The sequence below is a fragment of the Pseudomonas laurylsulfatiphila genome, from assembly GCF_002934665.1.
Lineage (GTDB): Bacteria > Pseudomonadota > Gammaproteobacteria > Pseudomonadales > Pseudomonadaceae > Aquipseudomonas > Aquipseudomonas laurylsulfatiphila.
This window is the reverse complement of the sequence record NZ_NIRS01000006.1, coordinates 369,630-395,533: the sequence shown is the minus strand read 5'-3', so window position 1 is coordinate 395,533 and position 25,904 is coordinate 369,630. Positions and strand designations below refer to the sequence as shown.

The window sequence follows — 25,904 nt, the reverse complement described above, 5'->3', positions numbered from 1 at the left end:
TAATTATGGTCGGGGCAGTGTTTTGAACGTGGTGAAGCATGCCGTTGATGGCTTGTTATTAGCGTAGTCAGAGATGCTCGCCATGGCGGGCCATGATGTGCCGCACCACGCTGTAGTCCTGAAGCGAATCGCTGGACAGGTCCTTGCCGTAGCCCGAACGCTTCAGGCCGCCATGGGGCATTTCGCTGACCAGCATGAAATGGCTGTTGATCCAGGTGCAGCCGTACTGCAGGCGCGCCGCGACCTGCATGGCCTTGTCGAGGTTCTGGGTCCAGACCGACGACGCCAGGCCGTATTCCGAATCGTTGGCCCAGTCCACCGCTTGTTCCAGTTCATCGAAACGGGTCACGGTGACCACCGGTCCGAACACTTCGCGCTGGACGATCTCATCGCTTTGCTTGCAGCCGGCCAACAGGGTCGGCTGGTAATAGAAGCCGGCGCCGGAATGCACGGCCGCGCCGGTCACCCGCTCGATGTGCGGCTGGCCGAGGGCGCGTTCGACAAAACTGGCCACGCGGTCGCGCTGGCGGGTGCTGATCAGCGGTCCGATTTCGTTGTCGGCGTCGCGTTTGCCGGCGAAGCGCAGGCTGCTGACGGCCGCGCCGAGCTCGGCCACCAGACGGTCGTGAATCCCGGCCTGGGCATAAATGCGGCAAGCGGCGGTGCAATCCTGGCCGGCGTTGTAGTAGCCATAAGTGCGCACACCTTCGACCACCGCCTGAATGTCGGCATCGTTGCAGACGATCACCGGAGCCTTGCCGCCGAGTTCGAGGTGGGTACGCTTGAGGGTTTTCGATGCGGCCTGGAGGATTTTTTGCCCTGTGACGATATCGCCAGTTAGCGACACCATGCGCACTTTAGGGTGGCTCACCAGGTGGCTGCCGACGCCTTCGCCACCCCCGCAAACGATGTTGATCACACCCCGTGGCAGTATCTCGGCGAGCGCGGGTGCCAAGGCCAGGATCGACAACGGCGTGTGTTCCGACGGCTTGAATACCAGGGTGTTGCCGGCGGCGAGGGCCGGGGCGATTTTCCACGCGGCCATCATGATCGGGTAGTTCCACGGCGCAATCGACGCCACCACCCCGATAGGATCGCGGCGCACCATGCTGGTGTAGCCCGGCAGGTATTCGCCGCTGAGCTGGCCAGTCTGGCAACGCACGGCGCCGGCGAAGAAGCGGAACACGTCGACCGTGGCACTCAGGTCATCCTGGCGGGACAGGTGCAACGGCTTGCCGCAGTTCATGGACTCAAGGCGGGCCAGCAGGTCGGCGTTTTTTTCGATAGCGTTGGCGATGTCCAGCAACAGGTTCGAACGTTGCTGTGGCGTGGTCCGTGACCAGCCGGCAAAGGCCCGGTGGGCGGCGAGGATCGCGGCTTCGACTTGCTCGGTGCTGGCTTCGGCGATTTGCGTGATGATTTCGCCGGTGGCCGGGTTGAGAATCGGCTCGACACAGCCTTGACCGGCGACTAATTCACCATCAATCAACAATGCGGTGAACAACGGGGTCTGCGCGCCGGCCATTTTTCGGGTTCTCTTTTCTTGTGTGGCCATGGTGTTCCCAGTGGTTGGGACCCGGCCGTCTTATATAGATGTAACAAGACTAGTTCGCGGGCCCGAGGACAACAAATACTAAATACTGAAGGTGGCGTTCGATTAAATAGATGGCTTGCGTCCGCCATGGGGTTGTTCGCGGGCGACCGTCAGGAACGGGTCCACCAGCGCCGGCCGGGCCGTGCCGCGACGCCAGGCAAGGCCGACATCCAGGGGCTGGCTGAGGTCGGCAATCGGCCGCGCTTCGATGATGTCGCCCTCCAGTGACCACGGGCGATAGGTCATGTCGGGCTGGATCGACACGCCCAATCCGGCGGCCACCAGGCTTCGCACCGCTTCGGTCGAGGCCGTGCGCAGGGTGATGCGCGGTTGCAGCGAGGCGGCGGACCACATGCGTTGGGCGTTGCGGTCCATTTCATCAACGTTCAGTTGAATCAATGGTTCGCGTGCAACGTCGGCGAGGTTGATGCTGTCGTGTTCCAGCAATGGATGCTGGGCCGGCAGCCATAGCCGGTGCGGCGAGTGGGTCAGCACTTCGGTCTGCAAGGCGTGGCGGTCTTCGAGGTTGGAGAGGATCAGCACGCCGACATCGATCTCGCCGCTGACCAGCAAATGCTCGATGTACGGGCGCTCGTCTTCCATCACGCGGATTTCCACGTTGGGGTAGGCACGCTGGAAGCGGGTGAGTAAATCCGCCAGGTAATAACCGGCCACCAGGCTGGTCACGCCGACGATCAATTGCCCGGCGACCTGGTCGGTGCTCTGTTGCAGGCTGCGCTTGGCGTTATCCACGGTGGCCAGGATCAAGTGTGCCTGGCGCAGGAATTGATGACCCTGGTGGGTCAGGGTCATGCCCTTGGCGTGGCGGCTGAACAGGCTGACGCCGATTTCCTCCTCCAGTTGCTGGATGGCCAGGGTCAGGGTCGACTGGGAAATGAACGCGGTTTGCGCGGCGGCGGAGATCGAACCGGTCTCGGCCACAGCGATGAAATGGCGAATCTGACGCAAGGTCATCATGGGGGAAGCACCCGGTGGGCTGTTTTTATCGATTTGTTGGAGTGTATATCTTTTTTTTCGATGGTCAGCGCCAGGTGCCCTGGCGATGCAACATCTGGAAGCACTCTCGCGCACGGGGCGTCGGCACTTTCGATCTAGGCTGGTGCCCTTGATTTCAGGTTAAACGTCCTGTGGAGGCAGCAAATGAACACCCGTGGATTGCTCGATCAACTACTCAAGTCCGGCCAGGACCTGCTGCAGAACAAGGCCGGCGGCTCACAGCAAAAGGCCGCGAGCGGTGGCACCGGTGCCCTCGGCGGTTTGCTTTCCGGCGCGAGCGGCGGGGCGTTGGCGGCTGGGGCCATGGGCTTGCTGCTCGGCAGCAAGAAGGCCCGCAAGGTGGGCGGCAAGGTTGCGGTCTACGGCGGCCTCGCCGCGTTGGGCGTGCTGGCCTACAAGGCCTACGGCAACTGGCAGGCCCAGCAGGGCACTGCGCCAGAAACTGAACCGCAAACCCTCGACCGCTTGCCTGCCGCGCAAGTCGAGCAGCACAGCCAGGCGATTCTCAAGGCGCTGGTGGCCGCGGCCAAGGCTGACGGGCACGTCGACGAACGTGAGCGTGCACTGATCGAGGGCGAGTTCATCAAGCTCGACAATGACCAGGAGCTGCAACACTGGCTGCATGCCGAACTCAACAAGCCGCTGGACCCCAGCGACGTCGCCCGTGCTGCGCGCACGCCGGAGACCGCCGCCGAGATGTACATCGCGAGTGTGATGATGGTCGACGAGGAGAACTTCATGGAGAAGTCCTACCTGGATGAACTGGCGCGGCAACTCAAGCTGGAGCCGGGGTTGAAGGCTGAACTGGAGAAGCAGGTGCGCCAGGCTTCCCTGTAAACCTTCAGTCCGTCATCGCGAGCAGGCTCGCTCCCACATTGACCGTGTATAACTTGTGGGAGCGAGCCTGCTCGCGAAGGCGTTTTCAGCCACGGCACATCCCCAATGGCCGATCCATCGCCCGATTCTACCCAATCACCCCTAACACCCCTTCCCTCAATTAGCGGACAGTCCCATCCAGAGCCCATCCCGCCTTTTTTCAACGGGATGAGAGGTGGCGTGCATCCGTCTTATAAATGAAACACCGCCCTCGGCTATACTCCCCGCATTTCGAATCAGGCCTGAGGATTGACTGTGAAGAACTGGACATTGCGCCAACGCATTTTGGCGAGTTTTGCGGTCATTATCGCCATCATGTTGTTGATGGTGGTCGTCTCGTATTCGCGGTTGCTGAAGATCGAAAGCAGTGAAGCGAGCGTACGTGAAGACGCGCTTCCCGGGCTGTATTACAGCTCCATGGTTCGCAGCGCCTGGGTGGACAGTTACCTTCGGGCCCAGGAAATACTCGGATTCAGTGAAGGGCAGGGGTTGAGTGCTCAACAGGCGGAAAACTTCAATACCTTCGAAACCCGCCTGCAAGAACAGATGAAGAACTACAGCGACACGGTCACCACGGATGAAGACAAGGTCGAGTACGCCGCCTTCATAAAGCTTCACGATGACTACAGCAAAGTCCTGGCTGCCGTGCTCGACCTGCACAAGCGCAATCAGGCCGTTGAAGCGATCCGGATGTTCAACGAACAATTGACCCCGGCCTGGACCGCGGGGCGCATGAAACTCAACGACATCATCAGCGAAAACAAAGCAGTGGCGGATCGGGATATCGCGGCCATCGACGATGCGGTACTCACAGCAAAAACCATCATGGGCATTTCCCTGCTGGTGGCGGTGCTGGCTGCCGGTCTCTGCGGCCTGTTGTTGATGCGCGCGATCATGGCGCCGATGAACCGTATCGTGCAGATCCTCGAAGTCATGCGTACGGGCGATCTCAGCCGCCGTCTCAACCTGGAGCGCAAAGACGAATTCGGCGCGGTGGAGACCGGTTTCAACGACATGATGACCGAGCTCACTTCGCTGGTGTCCCAGGCACAACGTTCGTCGGTGCAGGTGACCACGTCGGTCACCGAGATCGCCGCCACCTCCAAGCAGCAACAGGCCACTGCCACGGAAACCGCCGCCACCACCACGGAAATCGGCGCGACCTCCCGTGAAATCGCCGCTACCTCCAGGGATCTGGTGCGCACCATGACCGAGGTCTCCACCGCCGCCGATCAGGCTTCCGTGGCTGCCGGCTCCGGGCAACAGGGCCTGGCGCGCATGGAGGAAACCATGCACTCGGTGATGGGCGCAGCCGACCTGGTCAATGCCAAGCTGGCGATCCTCAACGAGAAGGCCGGCAACATCAATCAGGTGGTGGTGACCATCGTCAAGGTGGCCGACCAGACCAACCTGTTGTCGCTCAACGCCGCCATCGAGGCCGAGAAGGCCGGTGAGTACGGGCGCGGTTTTGCCGTGGTCGCCACCGAAGTACGGCGTCTGGCGGACCAGACGGCGGTGGCCACCTACGATATCGAGCAAATGGTGCGCGAGATCCAGTCGGCGGTATCGGCCGGAGTCATGGGCATGGACAAGTTCTCCGAAGAGGTGCGTCGCGGCATGTCCGAGGTGCAGCAGGTCGGTGAGCAATTGTCGCAGATCATCCATCAGGTCCAGGCGCTGGCGCCGCGGGTGCTGATGGTCAACGAGGGGATGCAGGCCCAGGCTACCGGTGCCGAGCAGATCAACCATGCGCTGGTGCAGTTGGGTGATGCCAGCAGCCAGACGGTCGAGTCATTGCGCCAGGCCAGTTTCGCCATCGATGAACTGAGCCAGGTGGCCGTCGGGCTGCGCAGCGGCGTTTCGCGATTCAAAGTCTGATGAGCGAAATCACGGCCAAGCGCTCTGCCGTGAAGCAGGCGCTTCATGCATTGTTTCTGGTGTTTCGCATCGGCAACGAGCGCTATGCCTTGAAGGCGGTCGAAGTGGCTGAAGTGCTGCCGCGCCTGCCCTTGAAGCCCATTGCCCATGCCCCCGACTGGGTCGCCGGGGTGTTCGCCTATCGGGGCGCCGTGGTGCCGGTGATCGACTTGAGTGCACTGACGTTTGGCGCGCCGGCACAGGCCCGTACCAGCACCCGGCTGGTGTTGGTCAACTACCGCCCGGATGAAACCGGCGAGACACAACTGCTCGGGCTGATTCTGGAACAGGCGACTGACACCTTGCGCTGTGATCCGGCGGATTTTCAGCCCTACGGCCTGGACAATCGCCAGGCGCCTTACCTGGGGCCGGTGCGCAAGGACGAGCAAGGCTTGTTGCAGTGGGTGCGGGTCAGTGATCTGCTGAACGATCAGGTGCGCGCCTTGTTGTTTCCTTCGCCGCCAATGGATCCGGCGCTGCTGGAGGTGCGGCCATGAGCAGCGACCAGCGTTTTTTCGACTTCCTCAAGGAGCGTATCGGACTCGACGTGACCTCGGTGGGGCCGGCAATCATCGAGCGGGCGGTGCGCCAGCGCAGCGTCGCTGCGCAAGCAGCCTCGGCCGATGAGTATTGGCATACTTTGCAGGGCTCACGGGACGAGCAGCAGGCATTGATCGAAGCGGTGATCGTTCCGGAAACCTGGTTCTTCCGGTATCCGGAATCCTTCGCCACCCTGGCGAAACTGGCGAGCAAGCGTCTGGGCGAAATCAACAACCTGCGCGCGCTGCGGATTCTCAGCCTGCCGTGTTCCACCGGTGAAGAACCGTATTCAATTGCCATGGCGTTGCTCGATGCCGGGCTCAAGCCGTACCAGTTCAAGGTCGACGGCATGGACGTCAGCCCGTTGTCGGTGGATAAAGCCAGGCGAGCCTTGTACGGCAAGAATTCCTTTCGGGGCGACGACATTGCGTTTCGCGACCGCCATTTCATTGCCGAAGGCGACGGCTATCGCCTGGACCCGCGGGTGCAGGAACAGGTGCGCTTGCAGGTCGGCAATCTGCTGGACCCGGCCTTGCTGGCCGGTGAACCGCCATTCGATTTCGTGTTTTGTCGCAACCTGCTGATCTATTTCGACCAGCCGACCCAGAAGCAAGTCTTTGAAGTGCTCAAGCGCCTGACCCATGATGACGGCGTGCTGTTTATCGGCCCGGCCGAAGGCAGTCTGCTGGGGCGTTTGGGGATGCGCTCGATCGGTATCGCGCAGTCCTTCGCCTTCAGTCGACAAGGGACTGCGGCGCCTGAACCCCTGCCGGCATTCATTCCAACCCCCTTGCCTGTGCCGCAACCGCTGCGCAATCGACCCACTGCGCCGGTGCGCAGTCGTCCGTTCGCCGGTGTTGTGCCACTGGCGTCAGTGCCGAAAGCCTCTGGCACCGATACGGCTGTGCTGCTGGCGAACATCGCCGGGCTGGCCAACGAAGGCAAAAGCGCCGAGGCAAAGGCCGCGTGTGAAAGTTATTTGCGCAGTCATGAACCGGCAGCCCAGGTGTTCTACTGGCTGGGACTGCTCAGTGATGTAACGGGAAACGTCCTGGAGGCCCAGGGCTTTTATCGCAAGGCGTTGTACCTCGAACCGCAACATCCCGAAGCGTTGGTGCACCTGGCCACATTGCTGCAGGCCCAGGGTGACGCGGCGGGGGCCAGACGATTGCAGGAACGTGCCGCCCGCAGCGCACGCGCCGCCGACAGTGAGCGTAAACGATGATCGCCTCCGACACCTTCAGCGTCACCCGGGATGCCCAGGCCATCGACGACTGCTGGAACCGCATCGGTATCCACGGCGACAAGTCCTGCCCGTTGCTGGCCGAACATATTCATTGCCGCAATTGTGCGGTGTATTCGGCAGCCGCGACGCGTCTGCTCGATCGTTATGCCTTGCAGCAGGAAGAGCGCGGGCCAGTGTCCGTCGCGCTCGAAAGTGAGGTGAAAACCCGCTCGTTGTTGATGTTCCGTCTGGGGGAGGAGTGGTTGGGCCTGGCCACGCGCAGCCTGGTGGAAGTCTCGCCGTTGCAGGCGATTCACTCTTTGCCGCACCAGCGCTCCCGGGCCTTGCTCGGCGTGGCGAATGTGCGCGGCGCGCTGGTCGCCTGCCTGTCGCTGGTGGAACTGCTCGGGCTCGACGGCACCGTCAATGTGACACCGGGTGCGCGGGTCATGCCGCGCATGCTGATCATCGCGGCCCACGGCGGGCCGGTGGTGGTGCCGGTGGACGAAGTCGACGGGATTCACGCCATCGACGAGCATATCCTCGATAGCGCATCGCGCTCGGGGGCCCAGGCCAGCGCCAAATACACCCGTGGCGTGTTGCAATTCAAAGGTCGCAGCCTGCGTTGGCTGGATGAAGAACAGCTGTTGTCCGCCGTGACCCGGAGCCTCACATGACCCCCGAGCAAATGCGTGACGCCTCTTTGCTGGAGCTGTTCAGCCTGGAGGCCGAAGCCCAGACCCAGGTCTTGAGTGCCGGCCTGCTGGCGCTTGAGCGCGACCCGACCCTGGCCGATCAGCTTGAATCTTGCATGCGTGCGGCGCACTCGCTCAAGGGGGCGGCGCGGATCGTGGGCGTCGATGCCGGGGTCAGCGTCGCCCACGTCATGGAAGATTGCCTGGTCAGTGCCCAGGAAGGGCGCCTGTTGCTGCGCCCCGAACACATCGATGCGTTGCTGCAAGGCACCGATCTGCTGATGCGCATCGCCACGCCGGGCAACACCCCGGAGGTCGTGGACATTGAGGCTTACGTAACCTTGATGGCAAGCTTGCTGGATCCGACAGCGCCGCTGGTTGCGCCTGCCGAGCCGGTCATGGCCGACCCGGTTATGTCCGAGCTCATGCTCGAAGCACCCGCGCCCGAGGTCGAGCCGCCGGCGCCTGTCGTCGAACCGCCTCCGGCGCCAGCCCTGCGCCAGACCAAACGCACCACCGAAAATGGCGAACGTGTGTTGCGCGTCACCGCCGAGCGCCTGAACAGCCTGCTCGACCTGTCGAGCAAATCCCTGGTGGAAACCCAGCGGCTCAAACCGCACCTGGCGACCATGCAGCGACTCAAGCGCATGCAAAGCAACAGCCTGCGAGCGCTGGAGAATCTCAATGTTCACCTCAAGGATCACGCCTTGAGCCTGGAAGCCCAGGAAGCCCTTGAGGATGCGCGGCGCTTGCTCGCGCAATCCCAGCAATTGCTCATGGAAAAGAACGCCGAACTCGATGAGTTCGCCTGGCAGGCCAGCCAGCGGGCGCAGGTGTTGTACGACACAGCGCTGGCTTGTCGCATGCGGCCCTTTGCCGATGTGCTGACCGGGCAGGTGCGCATGGTCCGTGATCTGGGGCGCGACCTGGGCAAACAGGTGCGTCTGGAGATTGAAGGCGAGAAGACCCAGGTCGATCGCGACGTGCTGGAAAAGCTCGAGGCGCCGCTGACTCACCTGTTGCGCAACGCGGTCGATCACGGCATCGAACTCCCGGAACAACGCCTGCTGGCCGGCAAGCCGGCGGAAGGTTTGATTCGCCTGCGCGCTTCGCATCAGGCCGGTTTGCTGGTGCTTGAATTGAGCGATGACGGTAATGGTGTGGACCTGGAAAAGCTCCGTCGCAGTATCGTTGAACGAAATCTGTCCCCCGCAGAAACCGCCGCGCAGTTGAGCGAAGAAGAGCTGCTGACGTTCCTGTTCCTGCCCGGTTTCAGTCTGCGTGACAGGGTCACCGAGGTGTCCGGTCGTGGCGTCGGCCTGGATGCGGTGCAGCACATGGTCCGGCAGTTGCGCGGTGCGGTGGTGCTGGAGCAGACGGCGGGAGAGGGCAGTCGTTTCCATCTTGAAGTGCCGTTGACCCTGTCGGTGGTGCGCAGCCTGGTGGTGGAAGTTGGCGACGAGGCCTATGCCTTTCCGCTGGCGCACATTGAGCGCATGTGTGATCTGGAGCCGGCGGACATCGTGCAGGTCGAAGGTCGCCAACATTTCTGGCACGAAGGCCGGCATGTCGGGCTGGTGGCGGCCAGTCAGTTGCTGCATCGCCCGGCCAGCCAGAACAGTGGGCAAACCCTGAAAGTCGTGGTGATTCGCGAGCGCGATGCGATCTATGGCGTGGCCGTGGAGCGGTTTATCGGTGAGCGTACATTGGTGGTGCTGCCGCTGGATGAACGTCTGGGCAAGGTTCAGGACATTTCCGCCGGGGCCCTGCTCGACGACGGCTCGGTGGTGCTGATCGTTGATGTCGAAGACATGCTGCGTTCGGTAGACAAACTGCTCAACACCGGGCGTCTGGAGCGCATTGCCCGCCACAGCAATCAGGTGGTCGAGGCGGCCCGCAAGCGAATTCTGGTGGTGGACGATTCCCTGACCGTGCGAGAGTTGCAGCGCAAGCTGTTGCTCAATCGCGGATACGACGTGGCGGTTGCGGTAGACGGCATGGACGGCTGGAACGCGTTGCGTTCGGAGGATTTCGATCTGCTGATCACCGACATTGATATGCCGCGCATGGACGGCATCGAGCTGGTTACGTTGCTGCGTCGGGACAATCGCCTGCAATCGCTGCCGGTGATGGTGGTGTCCTACAAGGATCGTGAGGAGGATCGGCGCCGTGGACTGGATGCCGGGGCCGACTATTATCTAGCCAAGGCCAGTTTTCATGACGACGCCTTGCTCGATGCAGTGGTCGAGCTCATTGGAGGAGCGCGGGCATGAGGATTGCAATCGTCAACGACATGCCCATGGCGGTGGAGGCCCTGCGCCGCGCCCTGGCGTTCGAGCCGACACACGAGGTGGTCTGGGTCGCCGGCAATGGCGCCGAAGCGGTGCGCCTGTGCGCGCAGGACACGCCGGACCTGATCCTGATGGACCTGATCATGCCGGTGATGGATGGCGTCGAGGCCACGCGCCGGATCATGGCCGAGACCCCGTGCGCCATTGTCATCGTCACCGTGGATCGCCAGCAGAACGTGCACCGGGTGTTCGAGGCCATGGGCCACGGTGCGCTGGACGTGGTCGACACCCCGACCGTCGGCGCTGGCAATGCCCAGGAAGCGGCTGCGCCGTTGTTGCGCAAGATCATGAACATCGGCTGGCTGATCGGCGACAAGGGCAACCGCCCGCGCCCGGCGCCGGCACCGTTGCGCAGTTCGGGCTCACGCCAGAGCCTGATCGCCATTGGCTCATCCGCCGGTGGGCCGGCGGCGCTGGAAGTCTTGCTCAAGGGCCTGCCGCGTGATTTCTCTCCGGCCATCGTGCTGGTACAGCACGTTGACCAGGTGTTTGCCGCCGGCATGGCTGAATGGCTCGGCAGTGCCAGCGGCCTCAACGTGCGCCTGGCCGAGGAAGGCGAGCCGCCGCAAAGCGGCACGGTATTGCTGGCCGGCACCAATCACCATATTCGCTTGCTGAAAAACGGCACGCTGGCCTACACCGCTGAACCGGTCAACGAAATCTACCGGCCCTCCATCGATGTGTTCTTCGAGAGCGTGGCCAGTTACTGGAACGGTGACGCCGTGGGGGTTTTACTCACCGGCATGGGGCGTGATGGCGCCCAGGGGCTTAAACTCATGCGCCAACAGGGCTTCCTGACCATCGCACAAGACCAGGGCAGCAGTGCGGTGTACGGCATGCCGAAGGCGGCCGCAGCCATCGACGCTGCCGTGGAGATTCGCCCGCTGGACAAGATAGCGCCACGATTGCTGGAGATTTTCGCCAAATGAGCACCTTTTTCCTCATTCCTGGCTCAGGTAGTACTCAGGTGACCGCACATGAATGAATTACAGCTCGACGACTTCAAGACCGACGAAAACGCCGCCATGGTGTTGTTGGTGGACGATCAGGCCATGATCGGCGAAGCCGTGCGCCGGGGCCTGGCGAACGAAGAGAACATCGATTTCCATTTCTGCGCCGACCCGCACCAGGCCATCGCCCACGCGGTGCGCATCAAGCCGACGGTGATTCTGCAAGACCTGGTGATGCCGGGGCTGGACGGCCTGAGCCTGGTGCGCGCATACCGCAATCACCCGGCGACCAAGGACATTCCGATCATCGTCCTGTCGACCAAGGAAGATCCGCTGATCAAGAGCGCGGCCTTCGCGGCCGGGGCCAACGATTACCTGGTCAAGCTACCGGACAACATCGAACTGGTCGCGCGCATCCGCTATCACTCGCGGTCCTACATGACCCTGCTGCAACGGGACGCGGCCTACCGCGCGTTGCGGGTCAGCCAGCAGCAACTGCTCGACACCAACCTGGTTCTGCAACGCCTGATGAACTCCGATGGCCTGACGGGGCTGTCGAACCGTCGGCACTTCGACGAGTACATGGAACTGGAGTGGCGCCGTTCGCTGCGTGAGCAGAGCCAGTTGTCGTTGTTGATGATCGATGTCGACTACTTCAAGGCCTACAACGACAGTTTCGGCCACCTGGAAGGCGATGAAGCCCTGCGCAAGGTCGCCACGGCGATCAAGGAGGCCAGTGCCCGGCCTTCGGACCTGCCGGCCCGCTATGGTGGCGAAGAGTTTGCCCTGGTGCTGCCCAACACCTCCCAGGGCGGCGCGCGGCTTGTCGCCGAGAAGCTGCGCCAGACCGTGGCAGCCTTGAAGATCCCGCATAACTCGCCAGCCGAAGGGTCGAGCCTGACCATCAGCATCGGCCTGTCGACCATCACCCCGAAAGCGGGCAGCAACTGCCGTGACCTGATCCTGGCGGCGGACAAGGGGCTGTATTCGGCGAAGAATAACGGGCGCAATCAGGTGGGGATCGGGTAAGCACCACGCCCCTGTAGGAGCGAGCCTGCTCGCGATGGTCGTTAACGATGACGATGGCTATCTGAATAAACGCGGTGCCTGAGCGTTTCTCGCGAGCAAGCTCGCTCCTACAGGGACTTGGCATTTCGGCCAAGCGGACTGCCGTTTTCGGCTGTTTCCCGGTATACTCGCCGGCTTTCAAAAGTTCGCCAACGAGTGCTGCCCGTCATGGAAATCAACCCGATCCTGAACACCATCAAGGACCTGTCCGAGCGCTCCGAAACTATTCGGGGGTATCTTTGACTACGATCAAAAGCATGAGCGTCTGACCGAAGTCAATCGCGAGCTTGAAGATCCGAGTGTCTGGAACAAACCTGAATACGCCCAGGAGTTGGGCCGCGAGCGCGCTGCGCTGGCGCAAATCGTCGATACCCTCGACGGGTTGAACACCGGTCTGGCCGATTGCCGCGACCTGCTGGACATGGCCGTCGAAGAAAACGACGAAGGCGCAGTGGACGATGTCGTCGCCGAGCTGGCCCGACTCGAGGAAAGTCTGGCCAAGCTGGAATTCCGTCGCATGTTCAGCCACGAAATGGACCCGAACAACGCCTATCTGGACATCCAGGCCGGTTCCGGCGGCACCGAAGCCCAGGACTGGGCCAACATTCTGCTGCGCATGTACCTGCGCTGGGCCGACAAACGCGGTTTCGACGCGACCATCATGGAACTGTCCGCCGGTGAAGTCGCCGGGATCAAGGGCGCGACCGTGCACATCAAGGGCGAATACGCGTTTGGCTGGTTGCGGACCGAGATCGGCGTACACCGTCTGGTGCGCAAGAGCCCGTTCGACTCCGGCAACCGTCGCCACACCTCGTTCTCCGCGGTGTTCGTCTCGCCAGAGATCGATGACAAGGTGGAAATCGAAATCAACCCGGCAGACTTGCGGATCGACACCTATCGTTCCTCGGGTGCCGGTGGTCAGCACGTAAACACCACCGACTCGGCCGTACGTATCACCCACGTACCGACCAATACCGTGGTCAGCTGCCAGAACGAACGTTCCCAGCACGCCAACAAGGACACCGCCATGAAAATGCTGCGGGCCAAGTTGTACGAGCAGGAAATGCAGAAGCGCAACGCGGCGTCCCAGGCGCTGGAAGACACCAAGTCCGATATCGGCTGGGGTCATCAAATCCGTTCGTACGTGCTCGATGCCTCGCGGATCAAGGATCTGCGCACCAACATCGAACGCAGCGACTGTGACAAGGTGCTCGATGGCGACATCGACGAATACCTGGAAGCGAGCCTGAAGTCCGGGCTGTAAGCAATGCAATACTGGATCGGCTGACTCCCCGCGATCCCATGTAGGAGCCGGCTTGCCGGCGATCCCCAGGCCGCAGGCCTGGGGGCAACGAACCCGTGATGGAATATTTAAAGACATGAGCGACCTAGAACTCGACCCGCAAGCCCTGCAACAGGAAGAAAACTCCCTGATCGCCCTGCGCAAGGAAAAGCTTGCTGCCGAGCGCGCCAAGGGCAATGCCTTCCCCAACGACTTCCGCCGCGAAAACTACTGTGAACAACTGCAGAAACAGTACGCGGACAAGACCAAGGAAGAGCTGGCAGAGGCTGCGATCCCGGTCAAGGTTGCCGGTCGTATCATGCTCAACCGTGGCTCGTTCATGGTGATCCAGGACATGACCGGTCGTATCCAGGTCTACGTCAATCGCAAGACCCTGTCCGAAGAAACCCTGGCCGCGGTGAAAACCTGGGACATGGGCGACATCATTGCTGCCGAAGGCACCCTGGCCCGTTCCGGCAAGGGCGACCTGTACGTTGAAATGACCAACGTGCGCCTGCTGACCAAATCCCTGCGCCCGCTGCCGGACAAGCACCACGGCCTGACCGACACCGAACAGCGCTACCGCCAGCGCTACGTTGACCTGATCGTCAACGAAGACGTGCGCCAGACCTTCCGCGTGCGTTCGCAAGTCATCGCCCACATCCGCAGCTTCCTGATGAAGCGTGACTTCCTGGAAGTGGAAACGCCGATGCTGCAGACCATTCCGGGCGGCGCGGCAGCCAAGCCGTTCGAAACTCACCACAACGCCTTGGACATGGGCATGTTCTTGCGCATTGCGCCTGAGTTGTACCTCAAGCGGCTTGTTGTCGGCGGGTTTGAAAAGGTGTTCGAGATCAACCGCAACTTCCGTAACGAAGGCGTTTCGACTCGTCACAACCCTGAATTCACCATGTTGGAGTTCTACCAGGCCTACGCCGACTACGAAGACAACATGGACCTCACCGAAGAGCTGTTCCGCGAACTGGCGCAGCTGGTTCTGGGCAGCACCGACGTGCCGTACGGCGACAAGGTGTTCCACTTCGGCGAGCCGTTCGTTCGCCTGTCGGTGTTCGACTCGATCCTCAAGTACAACCCCGAGCTGACCGCTGACGACCTGAACGACATCGACAAGGCTCGCGCCATCGCCAAGAAAGCCGGCGCCAAGGTGCTGGGCTTCGAAGGCCTGGGCAAGCTGCAGGTGATGATTTTCGAAGAGCTGGTCGAGCACAAGCTGGAACAGCCGCACTTCATTACCCAGTACCCGTTCGAAGTGTCGCCGCTGGCACGTCGTAATGACGAGAACCCGAACGTCACCGACCGTTTCGAGCTGTTCATCGGTGGTCGTGAAATCGCCAACGCCTACTCCGAGTTGAACGACGCGGAAGACCAGGCCGAGCGTTTCATGGCCCAGGTGGCCGACAAGGACGCCGGCGACGACGAAGCCATGCACTACGACGCCGACTTCGTGCGCGCGCTGGAGTACGGCATGCCGCCAACGGCGGGTGAAGGCATCGGTATCGACCGTCTGGTGATGCTGCTGACCAACTCCCCGTCGATCCGCGACGTGATCCTGTTCCCGCACATGCGGCCGCAAGCGTAAGTGCTTCAACTAAAAAAGCCGCCTTTTCAGGCGGCTTTTTTATTGCCTGTCTGGTACAAACGTATCAACTTGTTACTTTCATCTGAGAGGAAATACCTGTCGTGATTCGTGCAATGGCTCAAGAAGGTGCAGCGGGTATCGCCACTGCGGTCGCTGAAAGTGTTCAGTACCAGGGTCGCAAGGCCAGCCGACAGGGCAGTGAGCAGCGTCGACAGGACATTCTCGACGCCGCGATGCGCATTGTCGTGCGCGATGGCGTGCGCGCCGTTCGGCACCGTGCGGTGGCCGCCGAGGCGCAGGTGCCGTTGTCGGCCACCACTTACTATTTCAAGGATATTGATGATCTGCTCACCGATACCTTCGCTCAATACGTGGAGCGCAGTGCCGCGTACATGGGCAAACTGTGGGTGAACAACGAGGGCCTGCTGCGCGACATGATCGCCAGTGGCGATGGCAGCCCGCAGGCGCGCTCGAAACTGGCGGACGATATCGCACGGCTGATGACCGATTACGTTCACCGGCAACTGATCAATCGCCGCGAACACCTGATGGCCGAGCAGGCGTTCCGCCAGGAAGCGTTGCTTAACCCGCGCCTGGCCGAACTGGTGCGTTCGCATCAGCAGATCCTGTTGCAGGGCTCTTGCCAGCTGTTCCAGGTGCTGGGCTCGCGCGAGCCGCATCAGGATGCCAAGGTGTTGACGGCGATTATCGGCCGGATGGAATATCAGGGCCTGCTCAACGTAGACGAGCCTGCCGCCGAAGAGGAAATGCTCGGCATCCTGACGCGCTACATGCACCTGGTGCTGGCGTCGGTGTGACCCGATCCCTGTAGGAGCTGCCGCAGGCTGCGATCTTTTGATCTTGTTTTTAAAGATCGCAGCCTGCGGCAGCTCCTACAGTCGGCGGTGTATTCATAGGGAGTATTGAATGAAAGCCTGGCGTGTCGTTGTGATCGCCTTGTCGTTCTTGCTGCTCAGTGGCTGTCTGGTGTCCTTCAAGGAGCCGCTGCCTGCAAGCGACCCCGCGCCCAAAGGATTACTCGGCAAATGGACCAGCACCAATGCCTGGGGCGAGGCGCTCAATCTCGAACTGACCCGCCTCGGCGACAACCGCTATCAGGCCGTCAGCTATTACCGGGCCAGGCCCGGGGAGCGGGAGGCCTATCCCTTCACAGTGTCGCGTCATGGCAGCCGCTGGTACCTGTCGGCGAAGGTGCCGGCGCAGTTCGGCGGGCACTTCACCCTGGGCGGTTTTGAGCTGACCGACAAACATGAGTTGGTGGTTTACAACCTCGACCTCGAACAGATCAACCAGGCCATCAAGCAAAAAGTCCTGAGCGGTGAAAGCTTCCAGACCAGCGATGGCGATGGTGTATTGATCGACAGCCACATGAATCAAGTCACCGCCTACCTCGACGACCCGGCCAATTCCGATGTGTTCGTCGAAGCGGTGCGCTATCAGCGCCAGGCCAAAGCCAAATAACCGGCACCCACAGGTTTCTACAGGAGTTTCGCGTGGACGATTACCAACAGTCGATACGCATTTTGTCCGATCGCATCGTGCTGGCACAGACGCCGATCCGCGTACTCGATGCGGTCAAATGGGACGACAACATTCGCAAGGGCTTCCTCAAGGCCAAGGGCAAGGAAATGCCGGCGGTGGACCGCGACTACTACCTCAACCGGCCGCTGGCGTTCGACTCCAGCAAAGTGAAGCTGGAGTTCCAGAACATCGAGCGCGACATCACCCGTCAGCTCGGCCAGTTCAACCCCGTCGGCCAGATCATGCGGCGCATGTGCAAGGAGTACCGCATGGTGGTGCGCATGCTCGAAGCGCGCGGCACCGAGGATTTCGGCCTGATTTCCCAGGAGTTGTACGGCGCCGCGTCCGACGCGTTCCATGCCGGCGACCCGACCCTGTCCGACCTGGGCATGATGCTGTCCGAATACCTGAACAACATCGACGGCCGTGGCGACCTCAAGGACGAACCGAAGACGCTGACCGCCAAGGATGCGGTCGATATGTTGCAGCATCGCCTGAACAAGGTGTTTGGCGAAGCCGAGGAAACCATCCGGGTGTTCGAGTCCGACGGGATCGTCGCCGATGCGGCGGCCGGCGCCGACTACATCAAGATTCGCTCCGACGCGATGTTCAACCAGCGCGATGTGCGCGCCCTGGAGGTCCATGAAGGGCTGGTGCACGTCGGCACCACGCTCAACGGCCTGAACCAGCCGATCTGCACCTTCCTCGCCAAAGGCCCGCCCTCGTCGACGGTCACCCAGGAAGGCCTGGCGATCCTGATGGAAATCATCACCTTCGCCTCCTACCCGAGCCGTCTGCGCAAACTGACCAACCGTACGCGTGCGATTCACATGGTGGAAGAGGGCGCGGATTTCCTGCAGGTGTTCGAGTTCTTCCGCGAGCAAGGCTTCGAGATGCCCGAGAGCTACAGCAACGCCAGCCGCGTGTTCCGCGGCTCGGTGCCGACAGGTCTGCCATTTACCAAAGACTTGTCCTACCTCAAGGGCTTCATCATGATTTACAACTACATTCAACTGGCCGTGCGCAAAGGCAAGCTGGAGCAGATACCGCTGTTGTTCTGCGGCAAGACCACCCTGGAAGACATGCGTACCTTGCGTCAGTTGGTGGACGAAGGCCTGGTGGTGCCGCCCAAGTACCTGCCGGAACAGTTCCGCGACATGAACGCGTTGTCGGCCTGGATGTGCTTCTCCAACTTCCTCAACCACCTGAGCCTGGACCGGATCGAGGCGGATTACTCGAATATCTTGTGAACAATGAATTCCCCTGTGGGAGCGAGCTTGCTCGCGATAGCGGTCTCACATTCAACACTTCTGTTGTCTGATACACCGCCATCGCGAGCAAGCTCGCTCCCACAGGTGATGTGTTCCAGCCCAATACTTGCGAGGTTTCAACGGATGAGAATCCTCGGCATCCTTTGCCTTTTCCTGGTCTTGAATGGCTGCAGCTCGCTGCTGTTCTATCCGGAACCCGGCCAGTTGTTCACCCCGGAAAAGGCCGGGCTCGAGTATCGCACCATCACCTTGAACACCGCCGATGGCCTCAAGCTCAATGCCTGGTGGCTGCCGGTGAAGCAGGGGGTTGAGGTCAAGGGCACGGTGCTGCACTTGCACGGCAATGGCGGAAACCTGCCCATGCACCTTGGCGGTAGCTTCTGGTTGCCGAAAAATGGTTACCAGGTGTTGCTTGTGGACTATCGCGGTTATGGCCTGTCCGAAGGCGAACCGAGCCTGCCGGCGATCTACCAGGACATCGATGCGGCGTTTGCCTGGCTGGACAAGGCGCCGGAGGTTCAAGGCAAGCCGCTGATCCTGCTCGGCCAGAGTCTCGGTGGCTCGATGGCCGTGCATTACCTGGTCCAGCACCCGCAACGGCAGAAACAACTCAAGGCTTTTGTCCTCGACGGTGTGCCCGCCAGTTATCGCAGTGTCGGTCGGTATGCGCTGAGTAATTCATGGGTGTTCTGGACGTTCCAGGTGCCGTTGTCGTGGCTGGTGCCGGACGGCGACAGCGCGATCAACTCTATGGCGCAGCTTAAAGATGTGCCGAAACTGATCTACCACAGCATCGACGATCCGATCGTGCCTCTTTCCAACGGCATCCGACTGTATCAAGCTGCGCCGCCGCCGCGGGTGCTGCAACTGACCCGTGGCGGTCATGTGCAGACGTTCGCCGACCCGGTCTGGCGTAACGTCATGCTGCGCTATCTCGATGACCCGCAGCATTTCAACGGCCTGCGCCGCCTGGGTGAAATCCCCAATTACCCGGCACCCCCGAATTCTGAAGATGAACCACCAGAGAGTCCGCAATGAGTGAAGAACGTAACGCCATCCCGCTGATAATCACCGGTATCTGCAGCATCCTCGGCACCGTCGGTGCCCTGTGGTGGTACGGCTACCTGCACTTCGCCAAGCCCGAGGATGCGTTGCTGCTCAACGAATTCACCATGCTCAAGACGATTCCGGGCGAAGACTACAAAGTCTCACTGGAACCGGCCGCGCAAGTGGCGCAATGCATCGATGGTGTGCTCGTGCTGTTTGACATGGAACAGAAAGGCCTGACCGGCGTGCTGGTCGACAGCAAGAAAAAAGCCGTGCGTTGCATGGGGCAGGAGACGCCACAGAAGCTGGAGCAATAAATAGTAATTGACTGGCGCCTCCCGCTTTTTACTCGGCAATGCTAAACCCGGCGGGAGGTGTTTGCGTTGAATCAGCCGTGCATGCAGAACCGGTTCGGCACGGTGCAGGTCGTTATGGCGTCACTTTAAAGTCACGAGATTTGTACGGCGAGGCACTTTTACCGATAAGTTGCCTTGTGATTGATTCATACTGGCCCGCCTCCAACGTCGGTAAAAGTATACGCCAGTCACCTTTTGCATCCGCAATGGTTTCAGGTATCGAAGTCCAGGTTGTCCCTCCATCTGCTCTATACAAAAACTGTATTATCGCGCCAGGGCGGCTTGTGCCTGAAAAAACGACAGGGTTAGGGGCCGCGGGAGCTCCGACTGTCGGTATTTGAACAACCGGAGGCGATAGCACTACCGTTGAACATGTTGGCACTGCCTCTCCATTTACGGCGACGGCGACGGTCGCTCCATCAGGGGACGCAGTACATACCGAAATGGTGATACCCGCATGTTGATCTTTAAGAGTCTTACCGGGCAGTAATGCCGGATCAGTTGTCGTGGTTGTTTCTGGCGTTCCATCAAGCTGAAAGTTTTTTACGGTTCCTCCCATGGTTGTATACCTCACCCAAACGCCATTCGCTCGATTTTCGGTCGGTGGGAAATTATCGTAATGGGTGGGCTTGCGGTACTCCAGGGCGACTTGCCTGGGAGTCAATCCGGTGCGATTGATGAGATAAAGTTGTGGTCCACTTTGGCCCAGTACGCCCAGGCGATATAGGCCTGATCGTTCGATTACCGCTACTTGAGAGTTATCCAGCCAACCGGCATACCAGCGATAATTTGCAGGATAAAGGCCTCTGCCCTGTGATACTGGATCCCCGGTGTCAGTTGCGGGGATAGCCGGGTTGATCTCGCATTGATCGGGAGCAAAGATCGTATCGTTGTCTTTTGGACATTTCGTGTAGGTTTCTCCGTGATTGAATCCAAGGTTATGACCGAACTCATGTGCCCATATGTAGTGCCCCCCCCCTGTGGTGGCCCTTATACTGCCCTCGCACAATCAATGACCTTCCCGGCATGTATGCTTCACCTCCACCGACGCTGTTTTCGAGAACAAAAAAATAGTCGTATGATTTTTGATCATAGCCCTGCTTCAGGGCGGCTTCTTCAGCGTCACGAAGAGCGCCGCTGAAGTTTTGAGGGTATGGTTTGTCGATTCTGACCGAAATTGTTGTCCATTTAAGCGTTAACTTTCCCATCGAGGATTGTTTTAGGTAATCACTGTAAGATCCGGGTTCCTCCGATGCGGTATCTGCATAAAGCTTTTGCATATCGACTTCTTTACTGTCTAGCCAGTGTGTAGCCACCAACAAGACTGTTTTTTCCCCAACAACGGGCCGCTGATTAACGCCGGCTTTAGGCAAGGGGGTATTGGTGGGTATGGCATCGTCCTCCACGACATCTTGCGTGCTCACGCAAGCCATCGTTGTTGCGATCAAACAGGACAGTAATAAAGCAGCTGACAGTTTCATGGTTCCTTCCTCAAAGCTCTGAAGACCCTTCATAACTTTTGCGAGGAGTTTTATCTGCTGTCAGAAATAACAGTGACGACCAGCGGCGTAAAAATAAATAGCCCCGGCTGAACAGATCAGGCGGGGCTTTTGTTTAACTCGCCGGCCAGCTATTGAGTGTTCGCGCTTACCGCCGAACGCGGCATCACCGGTTGATTGTCATTGGAAATGGTCACCTCCACCCGACGGTTCATCGCCCGACCTGAGGTGCTTGAGTTATCCGCCACCGGATACTCCTTGCCGTACCCCTGGGCAACGATACGCGCCGGATCAACGCCCATCTTCACCAGGGCCGCTCGCACGGAATCCGCACGACGTTCCGAGAGCGACTGGTTGTGCGATACCGTCCCGGTGCTGTCGGTATAACCCTCGACAATCACTTTGCGGTCGGGGTTTTCCTGGAGGTACTGCGCCAGTTTGTTGATGTTCATCAGGCCGTTGGATTTCAGTTCGGCCTTGTCGGTGGCGAACAGCACATCCCCGAAAGTCACCAGCGTCCCGCGCTCGGTCTGCCTGGCGTTGAGGCTGTCCTTCAGTTGTTTGATCTGCTGATCGCGGCCTGCCAGGCGGGCCTCGGCCCGTTGTGCCGACGTGTTTTTCAGATTGGCTTCAGCGGTGCGCAGGGCAATGGTCTGCTTGGCAACTTCAACCCGCTGGTTGGTCAGATAGGCAAGCTGGTCAACCTTGGCTGCGTCCTGCTTGTCCCTGTAGGCCTGGTCGGCCTTGTCCAGATAATCGCTGGCTTCCTTGGTTTCCAGGGCTGCCACTTTGCTGGCCTGCGGGTCGGCTTGCAGGCCGGTGTAGTTGGTGCGGGCCTGCTCGAGGTTGGCGTTGGGCGGCGTGGAGCAGGCCGCCAGGGCTACGGTGGCAGCCAGCAGGGCAGGGATCATCAGTTGATTGTGTTTCATGATTTCGTCCTTTTAGTCGAGTGGGAATGCGTGGTGCCGCGCCGCTTACTGAACGGTGCGCTGGCTTTCCTGACGCAATTCCTGAACGCCTTTCTGCGCGTCCTTCACGGATTGTTCGGCCTTCATCGCCTGGGCCTTGCGCTCTGCGACACGAGCGTCCCACTCGGCCTGTTCGGCGAGCATCCGGGCCTGGTCATATTTTTTGTCGTGCATGGCGATTTCGGCTTGCTTGAGCTTGTCCTGGGCCGACTTCATTTCCACAGCGGCGAACTCGGTGCCGCCGGCGCTCACGGCGTCGTTGACGGCCGATTGGGTCACCGCGTACTGCTCGGTCGGCGGGTTACCGGCGCAACCGGCCAGGATCAGGCTGCTGCCAAGGGCCAGCGCCGCCAGCTGGAGGCCGCGCGAATGAGTGAACGAGGATGTGCCGGTTCGGGTTTTCATGGTCTTCAACTCCATTGGGCTAACTCCTGAAAAGCATTGAATCCATCCTGGGCAGGGCGCTGAAGCCATCAATTGCGGGGTGTTTTGAAACGCTCGTCCCAGGCGTGGTTACTTGGGTTGACCCGAGGCTTTTTTTGAAAGTTCAGAGAATTTAGCCTGCTATCGAAAAAACTATGACCGAGTCGACAGGGCTCTAAATCGCATAATTGCAGGAACGAGCCTGCTCGCGATGGACTTCACTACGCCGCGTTTACTCAGTCATCACGCGGTTTCGTTAACGACCATCGCGAGCAGGATCGCTCCTGCACAGGGAGGCGTGCGGGCAAGGAATCAGTGTTTCTGTTTGTCGTCCGGCATCGACAAATCGTGCAGATGCCGACGCGACAGCGCCAGAAAACGCGGGGTCGGCCCGATGTCTTCGTACAGCGGATCACCTTCTTCGTCAGTGGCGACCACGGTCGAGCCTTTGACGTACGGGAAGCTTCTTTCCAGCTCTTCGAGCGCGGCGCCGATCAGATCGCCGAGCAGTTCTTCGGGATGCCGCTTGGGGTACATCTCGACGAGCGCGGCCAGCCGTGCGGCGGACTCCACATCCAGATGAATTGAGTAGCCGGTGTCGGTCAGGCGACCCTTGGCGTTTTCTTCCCAGTGGTGGGCAAGCTCGCGGATTTTCATATTGACCTCATGGCGCGACCGCTCGTGGCGGGCAGGGTGAGTGTCCGGCATTGGCCGGCGACAGCCGTTGTACGGCTTATCTTCAGACTAGCTTCAACAGGCAAGGTTTGAAGGCCCTTCGTCGTCTTGCTTGTAAGAACCTGTCTGGGGCGGCACTCTCTAGGTTCCAAGCCGCCCGGATTTTTTGCTGGAGACCTGCTGATGACCGATATTGATGCACGCTTGCGCGAGGACGTTCACCTGTTGGGTGAGCTGTTGGGCAACACCATTCGTGAGCAATATGGCGATGGTTTTCTCGACAAGATCGAGCAGATCCGCAAGGGCGCCAAGGCGGACCGGCGCGGCTCCATGGACGCCGAGCTCAGCGCCAGCCTCAACCAGTTGACCGAAGACGAACTGTTGCCGGTAGCGCGGGCCTTCAACCAGTTTCTCAACCTGGCCAATATCGCCGAGCAATACCAGTTGATTCACCGTCGGGAGGAGTCTCAACAGGCGCCGTTCGAAGCCCGGGTGTTGCCCGAATTGCTCGCTCGCCTGCGCGCCGAGGGTCATGGTGCCGACGCACTGGCCCGGCAATTGGGGCGACTGGAGATTGAACTGGTGCTGACCGCGCACCCGACCGAAGTCGCGCGCCGCACGCTGATTCAGAAGTACGACGCCATCGCCGCGCAACTGGCGGCGCAGGATCACCGCGACCTGACCCGTGCCGAGCGCGAGCAGATCAAAACCACCTTGCAGCGCCTGATCGCCGAAGCCTGGCACACCGAGGAAATCCGCCGCACGCGTCCGACACCGGTGGACGAAGCCAAGTGGGGTTTCGCGGTGATCGAGCATTCGCTGTGGCAGGCCATTCCCAATTACCTGCGCAAGGCCGACCAGGCCCTGCATGCCGCCACCGGCCTGCGCTTGCCACTGGAGGCGGCGCCGATTCGCTTTGCCTCGTGGATGGGCGGCGACCGCGACGGCAACCCCAATGTGACGGCGGCGGTTACCCGAGAGGTTTTACTGTTGGCGCGCTGGATGGCGGCAGATCTGTACCTGCGCGATGTCGATCACCTGGCGGCTGAACTGTCGATGCAGCAGGCCAGCGATGAATTGAAGGCCAAGGCGGGTGACAGCGCCGAACCTTACCGGGCAGTGCTCAAACAGCTGCGCGAACGCCTGCGGGCGACGCGCAACTGGGCGCACACCTCGTTGACGACGCCCACGCCGGCACCGTCAGACGTCCTGCAAAACAACCGCGAACTGCTCGACCCGCTGGAGCTGTGCTACCACTCGTTGCACGAGTGCGGCATGGGCGTGATCGCCGACGGGCCGTTGCTCGACTGCCTGCGCCGGGCGGTGACCTTTGGCCTGTTCCTGGTTCGTCTGGATGTGCGCCAGGATTCGTCGCGACACACCGCTGCCATGACGGAAATCACCGACTACCTCGGCCTGGGGCGCTACGAGGACTGGAGCGAGGAAGAACGCATCGCCTTCCTGATGCGTGAACTGAATAACCGCCGGCCGTTGCTGCCGGCGTACTTCAAACCCTCCGCCGATACCGCCGAAGTGCTGGCGACCTGCCGGGAAATCGCCGCTGCACCGGGGGCGTCCCTCGGTTCCTATGTGATCTCGATGGCCGGTGCCGCTTCCGATGTGCTGGCGGTGCAATTGTTGCTCAAGGAATCCGGCGTGCTGCGGCCGATGCGCGTGGTGCCGCTGTTCGAAACCCTGGCCGACCTCGATAACGCCGGCCCGGTGATAGAGAAGCTGCTGCTGTTGCCGGGCTATCGCTCGCGCCTGCAAGGGCCGCAGGAAGTGATGATCGGCTATTCCGATTCGGCCAAGGACGCCGGCACCACCGCGGCGGCCTGGGCGCAGTACCGGGCGCAGGAGCGACTGGTGGATATCTGCCGTGCGCAGCAAGTGGAGCTGCTGCTATTCCACGGTCGTGGCGGCACCGTGGGGCGTGGCGGCGGTCCGGCCCATGCGGCGATCCTGTCGCAGCCGCCGGGTTCGGTGGCGGGGCGCTTCCGCACCACCGAACAGGGTGAAATGATTCGATTCAAATTCGGCCTGCCGGACATCGCCGAGCAAAACCTCAACCTGTACCTGGCCGCCGTGCTTGAGGCGACCTTGCTGCCGCCGCCGCCACCAACGGCTGAGTGGCGTCATTTGATGGACGAACTGGCCGCAGACGGTGTCAGCGCCTACCGCGCCGTGGTGCGGGAAAATCCGCAGTTCGTGGAGTATTTCCGCCAATCCACGCCGGAACAGGAACTCGGTCGTTTGCCGCTGGGCAGTCGCCCGGCCAAGCGCCGGGCCGGGGGGATCGAAAGTCTGCGGGCGATTCCGTGGATCTTCGGCTGGACCCAGACGCGCCTGATGCTGCCGGCCTGGCTGGGTTGGGAAGCTGCCCTGAGCAAGGCACTGGAGCGGGGTGAAGGTGAACTGCTGGGGCAGATGCGTGAGCAATGGCCGTTCTTCCGCACCCGCATCGATATGCTGGAAATGGTCCTGGCCAAGGCGGATGCCGACATTGCCCGGTCCTATGACGAGCGTCTGGTGGAGCCGAATCTGTTGCCATTGGGTGCGCACTTACGCGACCTATTGTCGCAGGCGTGCTCCATCGTCCTCGGCCTGACCGGGCAGTCGCAGCTGCTGGCACATAGCCCAGCGACCCTTGAATTCATCCGCTTGCGCAACACCTACCTCGACCCGCTTCATCTATTGCAGGCCGAGTTGCTGGCCCGTTCACGCGTGCAGGACGTGGCGCAGGGCAGCCCGGTAGAACAGGCCCTGCTGGTGTCTGTCGCGGGGATTGCCGCCGGTTTGCGTAACACCGGCTAAGGTTTTTGCCATGGGGTCAGGCATCCGGCAGGTGAGGCGGATGCCGCCGCAGGACGGGTTGAAAAGTGCTGTCAGGCGACAGTTAATGTTGGGGTTGCGACTTGGGGAACCGTGCGCAATGGTCGCAGGAGGCAGCGGTTTCTCCGACTTTTGGCGTCTTGTGTGGGCGCAGCCTGCTGTGTATCTTGATCAGC

At 60.9% G+C, this 25,904-nt stretch carries 22 protein-coding genes; 16 read left to right on the top strand and 6 right to left on the bottom strand.

What is annotated here, in order from left to right; translation table 11 throughout:
• Nucleotides 1-67: 67 nt before the first annotated feature.
• Both CD175_RS24100 and CD175_RS24095 read right to left on the bottom strand, forming a co-directional pair.
• On the bottom strand, nt 68-1,555 hold the full coding sequence (locus CD175_RS24100) for a gamma-aminobutyraldehyde dehydrogenase (protein WP_104450720.1): 1,488 nt from the start codon (nt 1,553-1,555) through the stop codon (nt 68-70).
• A 102-nt stretch (nt 1,556-1,657) separates the two neighbouring features.
• The gene (locus tag CD175_RS24095; protein WP_104450719.1) at nt 1,658-2,572 is read right to left on the bottom strand and encodes a LysR family transcriptional regulator; all 915 of its coding nucleotides are present in this window, start codon (nt 2,570-2,572) and stop codon (nt 1,658-1,660) included.
• A 183-nt stretch (nt 2,573-2,755) separates the two neighbouring features.
• Between CD175_RS24095 and CD175_RS24090 the strand changes: the two genes are divergently transcribed.
• From CD175_RS24090 to CD175_RS24020, 15 genes are all read left to right on the top strand, one after another.
• Nucleotides 2,756-3,448, top strand: coding sequence for a tellurite resistance TerB family protein (locus CD175_RS24090; RefSeq protein WP_104450718.1), 693 nt, complete (start codon nt 2,756-2,758; stop codon nt 3,446-3,448).
• Between the two features lie 294 nt (nt 3,449-3,742).
• A complete protein-coding gene (locus CD175_RS24085) occupies nt 3,743-5,365 on the top strand; it encodes a methyl-accepting chemotaxis protein (RefSeq protein WP_104450717.1) in 1,623 nt (540 codons plus the stop codon).
• Nucleotides 5,365-5,901, top strand: coding sequence for a chemotaxis protein CheW (locus CD175_RS24080; RefSeq protein WP_104450716.1), 537 nt, complete (start codon nt 5,365-5,367; stop codon nt 5,899-5,901). The genes CD175_RS24085 and CD175_RS24080 overlap by 1 nt, the downstream gene beginning before the upstream one ends.
• A complete protein-coding gene (locus CD175_RS24075) occupies nt 5,898-7,169 on the top strand; it encodes a CheR family methyltransferase (protein ID WP_104450715.1) in 1,272 nt (423 codons plus the stop codon). The genes CD175_RS24080 and CD175_RS24075 overlap by 4 nt, the downstream gene beginning before the upstream one ends.
• Nucleotides 7,166-7,846 (top strand): chemotaxis protein CheW, encoded by a 681-nt coding sequence (locus CD175_RS24070; RefSeq protein ID WP_104450714.1) that lies wholly within the window; start codon nt 7,166-7,168, stop codon nt 7,844-7,846. The genes CD175_RS24075 and CD175_RS24070 overlap by 4 nt, the downstream gene beginning before the upstream one ends.
• Entirely contained in the window at nt 7,843-10,137 is a 2,295-nt protein-coding gene (locus CD175_RS24065) for a hybrid sensor histidine kinase/response regulator (protein WP_104450713.1), read from the top strand. Before CD175_RS24070 ends, CD175_RS24065 begins: the two co-directional genes overlap by 4 nt.
• Nucleotides 10,134-11,144, top strand: coding sequence for a chemotaxis response regulator protein-glutamate methylesterase (cheB, locus tag CD175_RS24060; RefSeq protein WP_104450712.1), 1,011 nt, complete (start codon nt 10,134-10,136; stop codon nt 11,142-11,144). Before CD175_RS24065 ends, cheB begins: the two co-directional genes overlap by 4 nt.
• A gap of 48 nt (nt 11,145-11,192) precedes the next feature.
• Nucleotides 11,193-12,194 (top strand): response regulator, encoded by a 1,002-nt coding sequence (locus tag CD175_RS24055; RefSeq protein ID WP_104450711.1) that lies wholly within the window; start codon nt 11,193-11,195, stop codon nt 12,192-12,194.
• A gap of 207 nt (nt 12,195-12,401) precedes the next feature.
• A protein-coding gene (gene prfB / locus CD175_RS24050; protein WP_104450710.1) for a peptide chain release factor 2 occupies nt 12,402-13,497 on the top strand; the annotation gives its coding sequence in 2 pieces (ribosomal slippage) (nt 12,402-12,473 and nt 12,475-13,497; 1,095 coding nt in all).
• A 115-nt stretch (nt 13,498-13,612) separates the two neighbouring features.
• Entirely contained in the window at nt 13,613-15,115 is a 1,503-nt protein-coding gene (gene lysS, locus CD175_RS24045) for a lysine--tRNA ligase (protein WP_104450709.1), read from the top strand.
• A gap of 101 nt (nt 15,116-15,216) precedes the next feature.
• Nucleotides 15,217-15,933 (top strand): TetR/AcrR family transcriptional regulator, encoded by a 717-nt coding sequence (locus tag CD175_RS24040; protein WP_041474790.1) that lies wholly within the window; start codon nt 15,217-15,219, stop codon nt 15,931-15,933.
• 109 nt (nt 15,934-16,042) lie between these two features.
• Nucleotides 16,043-16,597, top strand: coding sequence for a hypothetical protein (locus CD175_RS24035; RefSeq protein ID WP_104450708.1), 555 nt, complete (start codon nt 16,043-16,045; stop codon nt 16,595-16,597).
• 32 nt (nt 16,598-16,629) lie between these two features.
• Entirely contained in the window at nt 16,630-17,907 is a 1,278-nt protein-coding gene (locus CD175_RS24030) for a flavohemoglobin expression-modulating QEGLA motif protein (protein ID WP_095965012.1), read from the top strand.
• Nucleotides 17,908-18,051: 144 nt separating this feature from the next.
• A complete protein-coding gene (locus CD175_RS24025; RefSeq protein WP_104450707.1) occupies nt 18,052-18,966 on the top strand; it encodes an alpha/beta hydrolase in 915 nt (304 codons plus the stop codon).
• On the top strand, nt 18,963-19,292 hold the full coding sequence (locus CD175_RS24020) for a PA3694 family proteiin (RefSeq protein ID WP_008051386.1): 330 nt from the start codon (nt 18,963-18,965) through the stop codon (nt 19,290-19,292). The genes CD175_RS24025 and CD175_RS24020 overlap by 4 nt, the downstream gene beginning before the upstream one ends.
• Before the next feature lie 989 nt (nt 19,293-20,281).
• Here the strand turns inward: CD175_RS24020 and CD175_RS24015 are convergent.
• The 4 genes from CD175_RS24015 to CD175_RS24000 form a co-directional block, all read right to left on the bottom strand.
• Entirely contained in the window at nt 20,282-20,812 is a 531-nt protein-coding gene (locus CD175_RS24015) for a hypothetical protein (protein ID WP_104450706.1), read from the bottom strand.
• Nucleotides 20,813-20,961: 149 nt separating this feature from the next.
• Nucleotides 20,962-21,759: a lipotoxin F family OmpA-related lipoprotein LptF gene (gene lptF / locus CD175_RS24010; protein ID WP_104450705.1), complete on the bottom strand. Its 798-nt coding sequence runs from the start codon at nt 21,757-21,759 to the stop codon at nt 20,962-20,964.
• Between the two features lie 45 nt (nt 21,760-21,804).
• Nucleotides 21,805-22,218, bottom strand: coding sequence for a DUF4398 domain-containing protein (locus tag CD175_RS24005; protein ID WP_007975021.1), 414 nt, complete (start codon nt 22,216-22,218; stop codon nt 21,805-21,807).
• A 315-nt stretch (nt 22,219-22,533) separates the two neighbouring features.
• Complete coding sequence (locus CD175_RS24000) at nt 22,534-22,878, bottom strand: pilin assembly protein (RefSeq protein WP_104450704.1); 345 nt, start codon at nt 22,876-22,878, stop codon at nt 22,534-22,536.
• 201 nt (nt 22,879-23,079) lie between these two features.
• On the opposite strand from CD175_RS24000, the gene ppc reads away from it, so the two are divergent.
• Entirely contained in the window at nt 23,080-25,710 is a 2,631-nt protein-coding gene (gene ppc, locus CD175_RS23995; protein ID WP_104450703.1) for a phosphoenolpyruvate carboxylase, read from the top strand.
• Nucleotides 25,711-25,904 lie beyond the last annotated feature (194 nt).